Below are 14,403 nucleotides of genomic sequence, written 5' to 3'. Positions count from 1 at the left end.
TTCTATTCTTCAAAGAAAAATGCTTCGTTTGCAGGATAGTCAGTTTCGTCCGTGAGAGTTATCACTGCACAGCCATTTGAGCTTTCGTCCTTTTTGCCGAATATCTGATCTCTGAAAAGCCAGAAAACGTCAACGCAGATAACAGCAAGTATAAGAATGATAAGTATTATCGGCACAAGTGCGCCTGCACCCTTTCCAGGTGTAACACCGTTCATTTGATTCATCTGATTTGGCTGGATAGGCTGTCCACCCTGATTCATCTGCGGCATTGCATTGTTCACAGGCTGAGCAGGCTGCTGATAGCCCTCTGGTGTAAGAACTCTTTCAGGCTGCTGAGGCTGTGGGGCAACGTTCGGTGTTTCCGCAACTGTAGGCGTCTGAGGTATTTCCACAGTTCTTGAAGCCATTGCAACTTCCTCGGCTGTCGGCTGTGCAGGCTGAACAGGCTTTGCAGGCTCTTGTCCTGGCAGATAAACGCTGTCCATAGTCGGCATATCAGGAGTCGTTGGCGGAATAGTTTGATTTTGCACGGGAGTATCGTCAAAATGCAGCTCAGGCACTTCGATAGACTCCATTTCAGGATTTCTCTCGTCCACTACAGGCTCGTCGGCAGGCGTTTCGTCCTGCGGCACAGCTGTTCCGCAGACGTTGCAGAACTTAGCCCCCGCATTAAGTGTATTTCCACACACTGAGCAGACCTTGCTCTTTATAAGCTTCTGCGGCATTCTTGTTCCGCAGGCAGCGCAGAACTTGGCACCGTCGGCAACAGGCAGACCGCATTTTGGACAATTTTCCATATTAATACCCTCTTTTCATATTATTATTGATCCCCTCAGCCCTTTTGGCTGAGATCAAATTTTTCGATAACTTTTCCGAAAATATACCAGTTGTTTTCTATTTTGACCACTGTTATCTCACGGCTGGCAGACAGCTCGCCGCTGTCAGTAGTCTCTGTGAGCTTTGCTGTCATTGTAACAGCTTTTTTGATAGTCACATTTTTGTGATAGCTTTCCTTATAGCTTTTTTCAAGGTCTTTCAAGCCGTCGCTGTCAAGCTCTTTTTTATCGCTGAGCTTATAAGAAAGCTCCGTTTTTTCCTCGCCCCTTGTGAGAAGCGTTTCCGCAAGGGCTTCGTTATAGCTGTCGCTGTTTTTATACTCCGCCTCCGCTTCTGGGGTAAAGCAGGAAAGATATGACTGCGTATCGCTATACTGCGCCGCTGTGATAAGTGTCGCCACGGGCTGTTCATATCCCAGGACAGCTCTTTCTTCCTCTCCGCAGGAGCAAAAGAGCATTGCCACACACAAAAGCATACACAGCACTGATAATTTTTTCATTGTGCAAACACCGCATTTTCAAAAACGGGCGGAAAATTCTCCGCCCGTTACTGATCGTTTATATATCTTAGAAACCTGTGCTTATTGGAAGGTCGCCCTCGTCGAGAAGTACCCATGTGCCGTCCATCTTGCCAACAATAACAGTTGTCTTGTCGGTCTTGTCAGCGTCTTCGCCTTCGATAGTATACTTGATCTTTACCTTATAAGCCTTTGTAAGCTTATACTTCTTAGCCTTTTTGCTGCTGAGTATTGACGCAACGTCTGAAACTTCGTTATAGCTGTCGATATCGTCTGAGTCTACCTCAGTCTTTTTAACTACCTCATAGCTTATCTCAGCGTCATCGCCGTATTTCTTTGTAAGTCTATCTCTCTGCTTTTCAGCCTCTTCATCAAAATCCTCGTCGCTTATATCAATGATACCGTCCAGTGCGTCTGCCATATCCTTATAATAAGGAGGCATAAGCTCTTCATAAGCCTTACCGTCACCGTCATTGAGAACGTCCATAACGTTATTGATAGGAGTTTTCCAGCTTCCGCCGCCGAATATCATGCAAAGGATAACAACTACCAGAATAACAAGCACGAGCAGAACTGCCAGAACTGCGATAGTGAGCTTATTAGGCTTGTTTTTCAGATTTTTGATGTTTTCAACAGAAACAGCGTCCTTTATAGCATTCATGTCGATATTCTTGGCTGCCTGCTGAAGATTTGCCATTGGTGAAGCGGTCTGCTGTGCAGGCTGCTGAGGTGCTATTGTTGCACCGCACTGAGTGCAGAAAGTCGCATTGTCATTAAGCTGAGCTCCGCACTGTCCACAAAATTTTGCCATATGATTATCTCTCCATATTCTTGATATATTTTTTGAAGATACTTACTTCATAATAATATATTAAACTAAAGTGTTTGATTTGTCAATAGTTTTTCACAAAGTTTAGCAAAAAAGTACACATCATCAGCCCTTTTCGCACATTTGTTACATATTATTTTGAAAAAGCTGTTACAAAACCTTAAAGCTGTTTACCTATCCTTATAATGCTTTCAGTGATAAGCTTTTTGAAAAGGGGAGCAGCCTTGTCTGCACATTCCTGAACTTCAGCATGAGTGAGAGGATTATCCGTCATGCCTGCTGCAAGGTTTGCAACGCAGGATATTCCGCAGACTTTCATGCCTGCATGATTTGCGGCGATAGCCTCGCAGGCTGTTGACATTCCCACTGCGTCAGCACCGATAGTTCTTGCCATTCTTATTTCCGCAGGGGACTCGAAAGACGGTCCGGTGAGCTGGAGATAAACGCCATGGCGGAGGGTTATGTCAAGATCTTCTGCCGCACCTGAGATGATATCCCTGAGCTTTTTGTTATATATCTCGCTCATATCAGGAAATCTTGTTCCAAGCTCGTCGATGTTCTTGCCGATAAGAGGATTAGGAACAAAGCTTGAGATATGGTCGGTTATAAGCATGAAGTCGCCTGCCTTGAAGCCTGCGTTCACTCCGCCCGATGCGTTTGTGAGGAAGAGCACCTTTGCGCCCAACATTCTCATAAGTCTTGCAGGAAGCACAACGTCCTCCATTGCATAGCCCTCATAATAGTGCACTCTGCCCTGCATTATAACAACAGGCACTTCGCCCACATATCCGAAAACGAACTGACCCTTATGACCCTCTACCGTTGATGTAGGGAAGCCCTCTATATCATTATAGCTGAGGGTGTATTTCACGTCTATGGAATTTGCATAATCGCCAAGACCTGAGCCAAGCACAAGGGCTACCTTTGGCTCAAAGTCTATTTTGCTTTTTACGCACTCATAACATTTTATAAGCTTTTCATAAGCTGTCATAAAATTTCCTCCTATCAATCCTCACCAAGCTTCAACGCCTGACTTATCTTTATCTTCTTTATAAGTCTGCCAAGCACCACAAATGCTGTGAGCAGCATTACTCCTATAACTGCATAAAGCTTCAGATAGTCGCTGCGTTCAGGTATCACTGCAAACGGCGGCACTGACTGGCTTGCATCGAAGATGCTCTGGAACAGCGGTACGAAAAGGTCGCTTGTTACGCCGCCGATAAAGATAGCGGCGAATATTGCAACGCCTGACACCAAAAGCTGTTCATAGACTATCATCATTATTATCTCTCTGAACTTCATTCCCATTGCTCTTAGGATACCAAACTGCAAAGTCCTGCTCTTTATGGAGAGTATCCAATAGATAAGGAAACCTATTATGCACATCACCATGATGATGATAAAGCCGAGAGTGAGAGCGCCGTTCATGCCCTGGAGCATAGGGTCGTTTTTCTTTTCTATGGTCTGCTGGCTTGCAGATTCAAGGGTGAGGGGTTTAATGCCTGCTTTGTCTATTGAGTCATAAAACTCCTGAACAGAAGCTCCGTCTTTGAGCTTGAACCATACCTCATAAGGCTCCATGCTTGTCTGAACGTTCACATAATCGTAGTTCATAACGGCAAAGTCCATATAACCTCCGTTTTTCGCCTCTTTATAAGGGCTTAGTCCCGGCCAGTAGTCAACAAATGCAAGGACGGTCACTTCAAAGGGCTCGTTTCCGCCCCACTTACACTCTACAGTATCACCAAGCTCCAGACCGTAGCTCTTGAAACTTGAAGAGAGGATAACTCCCGGGGTGTACTCTGCGAGGGCGTTCAGGTAGTTATTTAACTGAACTGGCAGAAGTCTGTCCTCAAATTTGCAGACCTTTGAGAAATCGCTTGGCACTATGGTCATAAGCTGGACATTGCTTGTTGAGCTTTTGCCTGAGCTTGTGTCAACGCTTTGGTCAAGGAAATCGTCACGGGTCTTTTCCTCATCGTCAGACTTTGTCTGCTGTCTTGGAACGTTCATTTTGTTTGAAGATATGGTCACGTCGTCTTTTCTGAAAACCTTTGTGACATTTTCCACTCCTGCGAGCTTTTCAAATCGCTCAAAAACAGGCTCTACATACTGTATGGTAGTTTCTGTATCTTCTTCGTCGCTTTCTTCGGAAGTCTGCTTTGTGCCTGATTGAGCTGTCTGAGATGCGCTTTGAGGAGTGGTCTGCTGTGCAGATTCTATTTTACTGCTATACCACTGCTCTGTAAGAACAGCGTCGCAGCCAACCCCATAGGCAACGCTTTCCTCGGCATTTCTGTTCAAGGCTCTTGCGGTATTTGCAAAGAACACGCCCAATGATACAGTAAGAACAAGGAACAGCATCAAAAATCTTTCCCTGCCCGTTGAGGAGCGACCGATATTGGTCAGTGAAACATACTGTGCAGGCGACCACACTCTTCTGCCTATTCTTGCGAGAAGCCTTATTATATAAGGATATATCCTTATAAGAAACAGACCAAGGCCAAGTATAAAGGCAGTGGAAGCCACGAACATTATAGGGTTTACTGTTGCGGTGGTGTCTGTTACACCCTCTGCAACAAGCTTTTCCTGAGTTTTGTTGTAATAATAAAGCCAGCCAACTGAACCGCCCACAAGGATAAAATCAAGGCAGACCTTTTCCCACAGAGCGTGCTTTTTCTTTTTGGCTTTTGACTGCTTATGCTCAACAATAGTTGTTTTTGTGGCAGGAACGATCGGTATCATAGTTGTGACAAAGAACACTGCCACGGCTATTGCCGCATAGACGACAGCTTCTATTGTCATATGAACAGGGAGCGAACGCCTGTTGACAAACTCCAAGAATCCGTTTGACGCACCAAGTACCTTGCAAAGTCCAAGACCTGCGAATGGTCCTATTATAACGGTCAGAACGCCCAGTACGAGAGATTCCAGAGCATAAATGCCCATTATCTGCAAGCGGCTTGCTCCACGGCTTTTGAACACCGCTATCTCATTACGCTCCTGCTCAACGTTGAGCTGCGACACCATAAAGAGATAGAATATTATCATAAGTATGACAGGTATCTGCAAAAGCCACAAAACAAGCTGGAGCTGTGATGAACGGCTCTCATAGTCCTTGAGGATATCTGAGGCAGGCATCGAAAAGCCTATGGAATTTTCACCAAAATAGGTCTTTTGCTTTGCTATCATTTCGTTTGTGCTTGCAAGGTCAGTCATATTCATGGAAGCATAATCCACCGCATAGTTATGGACAGCCTTTGTGATATTCACAACGCCAGTATCAACGCAATCCCCGAGCATTGTGTCATAATCTGTAAAGACAACGGCTGTATACTGAGAATCAAGACCCTCTGCCCAATATGCGTCATTTTCGTCCTTAACGTCAAAAACGCCCACGATTTCTATTTTTATTGAATTGTTATCATCAAACACGTCGGCTATCTCATATACTGTGTTTATAGCAAGCTCTGTGCTTTTCATGGCTTTTTCTGTGGCAACGCACTCGTAAACGCCGTCTGAACGCTTGCCTGCAGTGAACATTCTGCCCTGCTTTATGCTGATATGGTCGGAGATATCCGTCATACCGCCGAGAGTGAACCTTGCCTGCGAATTGCCATCTGAAACGGCAAGTGAACGCACATAGAGATACTCGTCACTTATATACTTCTTATCAAGCTTTTCAGGCAGACCAAGCTCCTTGAACTTAGCCTCCACTTTGTTATTATAATTCTCAACAGCTTTCTGCTGCTCACTGCCTGAGATATCCATTTTCAATCCATAGCTGGTATTATACGCACCGGGGTAGATATCATATTCTGTCTGGAACGACTCAAGATCCTTTACAAGCATTCTTTGCAGAGAAGCGTTCATATAAATAGGGATAGTGCTCATCATGGCAGACGCCATAACAAAGCCTATCAGCAGGCAAAGCACCATCCATTTGGTGTTTCGCATTTTACGGAACAATAAGGTGAACATAAGCTTATCCTTTCAAACCTATCTGATAACAATTTCGTCGCCCTCTTTAAGGCCCGATTTTATCTCGGTCTGAGAGCCTGTAGAAAGTCCTGTTTCCACTTCAACGGCAGTTTTTTCACCGTTTTTCAGCACATAAACTACCTTTGTGCCGTCAACCTTTTTTATCAGATTATTTGAGATAACGATAGCGTCCTTTACGCTGTCAAGGACAAGTATCGTATCTGCAAGCTGACCCACTGTTTCCGCAGGGGCGGTATCCTTAAATCTCACATAGATAGTGTCCGCCTGATAATCTATACCTGTATCGTCAACATTATTGTGATCCTCTTTCTGCTCTTCCTGATAATCAGCAAGCTTTTTAGGAGTCATAAAAACAACACCGTCATAATAATCCTCGCCTATCCTTATCTGCACTTCTGTGTCGATATCATACTGGGTGAGGTCGTCAGGCTGTATTGCGATATAAAGAGCCGAAGTATCTATAACAGTTGCGATAGTCTGACCCGGATTTACGTTGTCGCCTGCTCTTACGTCAGAGAGTGACGAAACAACGCCGTCTATAGGCGATTTCAGGCTTGAATCCTCCTTCTGAGCCTGAAGCTTTTCAAGCTCTTTTTCAAGAAGCTGAACGTCAACATAAGCAGAGTCTATCTCTGCCTGGGAGCCGCCGCCTTCATAAATTATATCAACATTAAGCTTTGCTTTTTCGAGATAAAGCTGTTTTTCTTCTATCTGATAGTCAAGGTCATATGTATCAAGGTCACAGATAACATCACCCTTTTTGACCTTATCGCCTGCTTTTACATAAAATTTTGACACTGTGCCACTCTGCTTTTCATAAGAAAGAGTATACTGATTTTCCGCTGTGACAGTGCCCGTTGCGACTATCTTCTTTTCAAGGTCTTTTTTCTTTGCCGTCACTGTGGAATATGTAACATCGCTTGCCTTCACGGTCGGCGCATCGAGGACTTCCTCCTCGTCAGGAAGCAGATAGCAACCCCCTGCGGAGAGGCACATTATCGCTGATACTGCGGCAGCAAAAAGCTTTTTTAAATCAACTTTTATATTCATGTTCAGACTCCTAACTGAATATTTTTATAAACAACTTACCATGGGCAATAATACCCAAAGTAATTATATCAAAAAAAGTTTTTTTTTCTATACACGATTGTACTAAATTAACCTGACATTTCAATGCAATATGCACAAGTGCGTTGCTTTATATATGTACAAATTTAATAAGTCTTAAATATATGAACATAAAAAGGGCTTCACGCAAAAAAAAGTCCCACACCGAAGTGCAGGACTTTTGATAAGCTTATTTGCAAATTAGTTTGCAAGACCTGATCTTTCAACACCCTCAATAAAGTATCTCTGGAGAAATACATACATAATAAGGATAGGTGTGATAGAAAGCAGACAACCTGCTTCAAGCCATACGATTATCTGTCTTACAGATACCGCCTGACCGTCGAAGAGCTGCTGAGTCAGGTTTGTATTCAGGTTCTTCAGCATAAGAGCGACAGTGTCGTTCTGTGTGAAGAATGATGATGATACATAGTAGTCGTTCCAATACCAAACGATAGAGAACAGGAATACTGTCAGGAACGATGACTTTGCGTTAGGACACATGATAACAAGGAATGTTTTCAGTGGGCTGCAGCCGTCGAGGTATGCAGCATCTTCAAGCTCCTTAGGAAGTCCTCTGAAGAACTGACGGAAGATGAAGATAAACAGACCTGCACGGAGTCCGTTTGCAAACAATGCAGGAAGATACATTGTCCAACCGCTGTTGATAAGCGATGTTGATTTGCCAAGTGTGAATACCTTAGCGAGCCACGCTGGCTTGAAGTAAGCATACTGGAGGTAAAGTGGGATAGTTGTGATCTGTGGAGGTACGATGATCATAAGAACAACGATACCAAACAGGATTCCCTTACCTTTGAACTTAAATCTAGCAAAGCCGTAGCCTGTGATAGAGCAGGTGATAACCTGAAGGACAGAGGCCACGAGGTTAAGGATAACTGTGTTTACAACAGTATCTTCAAACTTCATTACTCCCCAAACGTCCTTGATGTTATCAAGTGTGAAGCTCTTAGGGATCCAAACTACTGACGGGTCGTTCATCTGCTCATTTGGTCTGAACGCAGTTGAAAGCATGAATATCAGTGGATAGAGGATTACGAAGCACAGACCAAACAGGATGAGGAATCTGAAGAACGGCCAAACCATTCCGATCGCTCTTCTTCTTCTGTTATAGCTGATCTGCTCAGGGGTGAGATATTTCTCAAGACCCTCCTCTTTCATCTTCTTATAACGGGCTTTAATAGCAGCCTTTCGTTCTTTTTCGAACTCTTTTTCTTCTTTTTTAGTTGCCACTTAAATCCCCCCTTATTCTACTTCATAGTAAACGAACTTATTAACAAGTGCTACGACAAGTGCAAGGAATACTGCTACAATAAGGAAGTATGCCCAAGCCATTGCCGCTGAGTAGCCATGCTCCCAGTTGCTTGCCTTGTTAAGAACGATCGTCATAACTTCGTTCTGTGGATCGACGAATGAGTCAACGATTGTATAAACCACGCTTGAAAGTATCATTGGGCTGATATAAGGAATTGTGACTTTCCAGAAGAACTCCCATGAAGTTGCACCCTCGATCTGGGCTGCTTCCTTAGCTGAGAGCGGGATACCCTGAAGTGCTGAAAGCACTAGAAGTATCTGGATACCTGAGTTCCATACAAGGTTCAGGATGTCGGTGGTCAGCGAGTTTATTATCATAGTGAGCTTATCACTGATGTTGTAGATACCGAGGAAGTTCAGCAGCTGGTCAACGAGGTCAGCCTCGAACATTGAGCTGAACTGCTCAGATCCGCCTGCGTATCCGCCTGTGCTCATGTTACCGTTGATGATGTCGATAACAGGACCTGTAGCGATGATAACAGGGAGGAAGAATACTGATCTTGCGAATGTTCTTCCCTTGAATTTCTGATTAAGGATAACTGCGATAAAGATAGAGAATATGAGGATAAGAGGAGTTCTCAAAACCGTATTCTCGATCATTGCTACCAGAGCCTTGGAATAATCCTGATCCTTACGGAAAGCGTTTACATAGTTTTTCCAACCGATAAAGGACATTTTCATTCCGCCCTGAGTTACCTCAGTTTTGTTGAATGAGTAAATGAGAGATTCTATAAGAGGCAGGATAAAGAAGTAGATAGTACCCAGCGCCCAGATCGCTATAAATCCGTAGCCGTAAAGTCCTTTTCTTTTTTCATAAGAAAGTCTGTGCTTCTTTTCCTTCATCACAGGTGCAGGAGCGACTGCCTCAGCGGCAGGCTCTTCTGCGATTATCTCCTCTGTTGAAATTTCTTCTATAACAGCCTCAGCGTCATTTTCCTTTTCGACTGTATCTTCAAGATCCTCAGCCTTAACAGCCTCGATCTCTTCAGGAGTGTTTTTGATCTCTTCGCTCATTATTCTGTCAAACCTCCTTCTATACAATCTGCAAGGTCATAGACCTCTGTGCCTACGGTAGCTGTTGCGTTCTTCTTATCAACACTGATAACAACGTCTGAAGCTCCGTCCTTTGAATAAGTTGTGGTAAGAACGTTCTTGTCATCGCTCAGCTCATACTTTGTGATCGTATAATCTGAAACGCCTGAAAGTATGCTGCTTACCTTTTTGTACTGATTAGCCGCAAGATCTGTCCAGCCTGCATAGTTTGAATAATACAGGTCGTCATATTCTGTATCCTGAAGCGTATCAGCGTCAGCGTATGTCATATCATAGTGTATCTGTGAGCCTGAAGCCAGTGAAAGCAGGAATGTTTCATCTGAATTTGAGCTCTTATTGATAGGTGTTGAAGCGTAGTCAACATATCCGTGAATGACCATCTGATAGAATGGAATATCGAAATCTGTTACGTTGAATCCACTGGAGTAAACAGGAACGTTTGAAACGTTTGTTACATATGGGAGAACGTAAGAGTTCGCACCGTCTGCGAATACTGTACTGATCTTCTCGCTCGCACTCTTATAGCCGTCAACGACAGTATTCATGGTCTTGCTTCTGCTTGAAGGATCCTTCTTTGAATAGTCAGAAACAAGCTTTGTTGAATAATCACCGAAGCCGATAGAAGTGAGCTTTTCATCAGTATAGCTCTCGAGCATTTCTGTGAACACATTCGAGTACTTGTTTGGTGTGAGCAGGGCAGGTGAAACTCCCTTTTCTGCAACACCGAATGCCGGGCTGTATGATGACTGTCTTGAATAAGCATTTGAAACTCTGATAGCTGTGCTTGTAAGAGTCATATATCCCCATGAACCGCTGTCCATCTGGAAGTTGTTCATTGAAGGAACGATCTTCATATTATCGTCCTTTGAGATAAGCTTATCGAATGCGCTTGAACCGCCAAGCTTGCCGGACGGAGATACCTCTGTGGATATCTTGTTCTTGATAGAGTCATTTGTCCAGTCGTTATAGTTGACAGTTATGTTGTCAACTCCGCCGTCCTTGAGGATATCAAGTATGTCGGAAGCCTGATCGAAGCCAGTGATCTCTGTTTTAAGATTGAATGGGATACCGAGAATAGAAGTATCCTTCATAACGCCGCCATAAAGGTCAACGTAAAGATCGCTCTTATTTGCCTGAGCCTTAGCTGTAAGACCCCTATTATTGATAAGGTAGTTTCTGTAGACCTCAGCGCAGTCGGCGTAGTTAAGATCCTCGCCGTTGTCTGAATCAACAGGATAATAACGAACTCCAAATCTCTCGGTCTTTATTCCGTTCTTCTCGAACACTGTGATCTTGTTTGAGTTATCACCGCTCATGAAGAATGAGTCTGAGCTTCTTGTTTCAAACTCGAAGTAACAAGTGTTGTAAGCCTGCTTTTCCTGTCCGCATACCTGAGCGTGAGCATAAACGTTTGACTCACCGTCAGAAGCAACGCAAACAAGTCCAGATGAACCGCTTACTGTTGCAAGGACTGGCATATAAGCCTGCTGAGTGGTTCTTGGAGCTGTTATTGGAACGGCTGTATAATCTCTGCCGAATACCTGCTGATTATAGTCAGCATACTCGGTCTTGCCGTTGTTGTAGTTTATTACAGCACCGCTTCCGTCAGGAACTATCATATAGCCTGTCGCAGTTGAATCAGCAGCGCCGAAGTTAGGGCAGAACTCGATCTTTGTAAGCACCTTTCCGTCTACCTGAGAAGTGTTTTTCTCCTCGATCTCATCTGAATCGCAGTAAACATAAAGGTTATCGTCCTCAAGAACGTAATGTATCTTGAGCTTCACACCATCAGAAACGTAGTTATATGTAGCAACAACGCCGTCTGAATTTTTCTGCCATTTTACCTTTGCCTTGTTGGAATAAACCGGAGCAGGGGACTCTGTTCTCTTTTCCTGTCTAAGGTCACCGACTCTGATAGCGGCACTTGCAGCGATCTGCTTTCTCTGGGCATTTTTCATTGCTGTGCCCTTAACTGTGTCGATAATTGTCTGGTCAGCCTGAACATTTATAGGCGAAGTCCACCAATACTTACCTGAAGCCTTTACATAAAGACAAAGTCTTTCGTTTTCTTCGTCAAGATAAAGAGCTATCTTGTCGTTCTCTGTTATCTTTTCGCACATTGCAAGAGCTTCTTCGTCAGTTATAGGCTGAACCTCGTCGTCCTTGCTTGCTGTAGTAGTTGTTTTCTCATCGGCTGCTGAGTCTTCAGCAGCTTTATCGCTGCTTTCATCGGCAGTAGCTGCTGCGTCGGAAGCGTCAGCTGAGCTTGTATCATCAGCCGCTGAATCGACACTGCTGTCAGTATCCTTTACTGCGGCGCTTGAATCAGCCTGGCTTGAACTCTCGTCAGTGGAAGAAACCACCATTGACCCCAGAGGCATCAGCATTGTAAGGCAGATAGCAAAGACAACTGCTTTCTTGTAACTTTTGTTATGCATTTATTATTTACACCACCGTTTCTGTTTTAGCCTCTGATCCTGTACATGATCTCAGTATAAACTGAGTAACCGAATACATATACCTGCTGGAACAATGAAAGGAGAAGTATCGCAAGGAACAATATAAGAAGCATTGCGATGATCGTACCAATAATTGAAGCAAGTGTTTTTCCGAATGAATACTGGTGAACGGCTCTCATTGCCTGCACCATAAGGATAACAGACCAGCCGATGCCAAGATACTGGATAGCTGTGATCCAGATCGACTCGTCCTGTACCAGAACGTTTGAGAAGATCACTGCGATAAATGTGCAAACGATGTAAGGAACAAGAGAATATGCAGAATAGATGCAGATCTTTTTAAGTGTACCTTCACCGTCGAGAAGTGTGCATATTGCCCAGTTGCCGAGTACCCAAGTGAAGAAGTAAACTACAGACTGAACGATAAGCGGAACAACGTTGAATACTTTAACGTAGCTGTCATTGAACTGGAAGCCTGTGAGCTGTCTGTCAACGACCATTGCAATAAAGAGGAAGAGAACTATGAGCATCGATATTTTCATTGAGCCTTGTTTCTTCCATCTCAGGTCCTCAAAGCCCTCAACAGGGTGGAAAACACAATGCTTGAGCCAACCTACCGGAGTAAATTCATACATATCAGTTTCCCTCCTTCTTTTTGCGCTTGATGAGCTTTATGCCCTTTTTCTTGAGAACTGCCTTTACGATGAGCAGAGCGATCAAAACGATAATAACTATCATTATCACTGTGAAGTTATCTCTGAGCCATTCTTCTCTTGCATATTTGAATGCCTTATCGTAATCGTCCTGATCGTAAGCTGTTTTGAAGTAATCAAGAGCCTTCATATACTCGCCGTCGTTAAGGCAAGCCTTACCAAGTCCGACATAAGCCATTGCATAGCCGCCGTCTCTCTTTATAACTTCTTCCCAATCAGCTCTTGCGTCTGAGTATCTGCCCTCGTCATAGAGGAGAACTGCTCTGTGAACGACATTACCGAAAGTTGTTTCAGTATAAACTGTGATATCGTTCTTTGTTCCGTCAAGGATATAGACCTCGTTGCCTCTTGCCTCGATAGCGTTTGGTCCAAGGAAGCTTCCTGCCTGATCAGAAGTGGAGTTCTTTGTACCAAAGATGCAAAGAAGATTACAGAGCTTATCATACTGGAACACTCTGCCGTTTTCATAGTCAAGAACATTTATTGTTCCGTTGTCAGAAACGCAGATATCTGTAAGTCTGCACTTATAAGTTTTATTTGTTGTTGAATCATACTCTGAAGCAACGTCACCAAATGAATACTCATCACCGACTGCGTTATCCCAGATGTTATAACCAGCTGGGTTAAGCTTCTTAACAGCGTCGGTCGTAGTATTTGCAGCCTCAGTAACAGTGTAGATAAATCCGTCTGCGTCGATATCGAAGTTTGCATACTCGACCGGAACGTTTCTTGTCATTGCTGAGATCTGCTCGTTTGAAGCGATCTTTCTCCACAGCTTCTGAGCGATAACGGCAGCTGTTACCTCAACACGGTTAGCACCGTAGAAGCCCTGGAACTCACCGTCCTTATTGAACTGAACAGAACCTGTGTTTACTGACTTACAAACAACGTAGATATTCTCTGCCTTATCTGCAAGTATCTTTGAAGGGTTGAATGTTTCGGAATCATAAAGCTTTGTGTCAGGCTTTGTGTATTCCTGCACCAGAGTCATTTCTGTGCCTGACTCAACAGTACACTTAACAGCCCTTGAATTGTCTGTATCTGCGATGTAAACATAAAGCTTATCATCAAAGATGCTCTTTTTGACATATATGCCGTTAGGATTAAGGAAGGTCGATTTTCCGTCCTCGCCTACAGATATTTCTGTAGAGCCTGTGAATCCGGTATAACAGCCTGTTACCTTAAGATCAGTATCAAGACGGAGTATTCTGTTGTTGCCTGAATCGCACACCCAGAAAGTATCGTTGTCCTGATCGTAAAAGAGGTCTTTTGCATCTGAGAGCTTTGCAGGAGCGTCATCGCTTATATAAAGCGGGTCGCTCGGATCTGAAAGCCTGTCAAGACCCATATCTGCACCTGTTACAGTCTTTTCTACACGGTAGGCACTCTGCGATGGGATCGCATCGTCCCAATAGTCGTAGTTATAGGCTGTATAAGGCTCATCTGCGAAAGCAGTCACGGTCATGGTCAGCGCCAGACCTGCTGCAAGTGCCGCAGAGATCATTCGTTTTAGAGAGATTTTATTTCTCGACACTACTTATCACCTTTTTTCCT

11 protein-coding genes are annotated in these 14,403 nt (G+C 43.9%); all 11 read right to left on the bottom strand.

The genetic code is table 11. The features are described from left to right. Window positions 1–2 precede the first annotated feature (2 nt). The 11 genes from RBI_RS00245 to RBI_RS00195 all read right to left on the bottom strand — a co-directional run bounded on the left by RBI_RS00245 (window position 3) and on the right by RBI_RS00195 (window position 14,383). Window positions 3–797, bottom strand: a complete 795-nt coding sequence (locus tag RBI_RS00245) for a zinc ribbon domain-containing protein (protein ID WP_051706210.1) — start codon at window positions 795–797, stop codon at window positions 3–5. A 35-nt stretch (window positions 798–832) separates the two neighbouring features. Then, a complete protein-coding gene (locus RBI_RS00240) occupies window positions 833–1,336 on the bottom strand; it encodes a hypothetical protein (RefSeq protein WP_038670195.1) in 504 nt (167 codons plus the stop codon). Between the two features lie 67 nt (window positions 1,337–1,403). After that, a complete protein-coding gene (locus tag RBI_RS00235) occupies window positions 1,404–2,165 on the bottom strand; it encodes a zinc ribbon domain-containing protein (RefSeq protein WP_038670192.1) in 762 nt (253 codons plus the stop codon). 178 nt (window positions 2,166–2,343) lie between these two features. After that, on the bottom strand, window positions 2,344–3,174 hold the full coding sequence (locus tag RBI_RS00230) for a purine-nucleoside phosphorylase (RefSeq protein WP_038670190.1): 831 nt from the start codon (window positions 3,172–3,174) through the stop codon (window positions 2,344–2,346). 14 nt (window positions 3,175–3,188) lie between these two features. Then, window positions 3,189–6,164, bottom strand: coding sequence for an ABC transporter permease (locus RBI_RS00225; RefSeq protein ID WP_038670188.1), 2,976 nt, complete (start codon window positions 6,162–6,164; stop codon window positions 3,189–3,191). 18 nt (window positions 6,165–6,182) lie between these two features. Continuing rightward, window positions 6,183–7,235 carry an efflux RND transporter periplasmic adaptor subunit gene (locus tag RBI_RS00220; protein WP_022287242.1) on the bottom strand — a complete coding sequence of 351 codons (1,053 nt, stop codon included), beginning with the start codon at window positions 7,233–7,235 and terminating at the stop codon, window positions 6,183–6,185. A 258-nt stretch (window positions 7,236–7,493) separates the two neighbouring features. After that, window positions 7,494–8,543: a carbohydrate ABC transporter permease gene (locus tag RBI_RS00215; RefSeq protein ID WP_038670186.1), complete on the bottom strand. Its 1,050-nt coding sequence runs from the start codon at window positions 8,541–8,543 to the stop codon at window positions 7,494–7,496. A gap of 12 nt (window positions 8,544–8,555) precedes the next feature. After that, complete coding sequence (locus RBI_RS00210) at window positions 8,556–9,638, bottom strand: carbohydrate ABC transporter permease (protein WP_242843645.1); 1,083 nt, start codon at window positions 9,636–9,638, stop codon at window positions 8,556–8,558. Continuing rightward, on the bottom strand, window positions 9,638–12,115 hold the full coding sequence (locus RBI_RS00205; RefSeq protein WP_038670184.1) for a DUF5696 domain-containing protein: 2,478 nt from the start codon (window positions 12,113–12,115) through the stop codon (window positions 9,638–9,640). Before RBI_RS00205 ends, RBI_RS00210 begins: the two co-directional genes overlap by 1 nt. 26 nt (window positions 12,116–12,141) lie before the next feature. After that, on the bottom strand, window positions 12,142–12,771 hold the full coding sequence (locus tag RBI_RS00200; protein WP_022287238.1) for a Yip1 family protein: 630 nt from the start codon (window positions 12,769–12,771) through the stop codon (window positions 12,142–12,144). A 1-nt stretch (window position 12,772) separates the two neighbouring features. After that, a complete protein-coding gene (locus tag RBI_RS00195) occupies window positions 12,773–14,383 on the bottom strand; it encodes a tetratricopeptide repeat protein (protein ID WP_148303533.1) in 1,611 nt (536 codons plus the stop codon). Between the last annotated feature and the right edge of the window lie 20 nt (window positions 14,384–14,403).

The sequence above is a fragment of the Ruminococcus bicirculans (ex Wegman et al. 2014) genome (assembly GCF_000723465.1).
Classification (GTDB): domain Bacteria; phylum Bacillota; class Clostridia; order Oscillospirales; family Ruminococcaceae; genus Hominimerdicola; species Hominimerdicola aceti.
The sequence above is the reverse complement of the archived record's forward strand: the minus strand, read 5'-3'. Positions and strand labels throughout refer to the sequence as shown.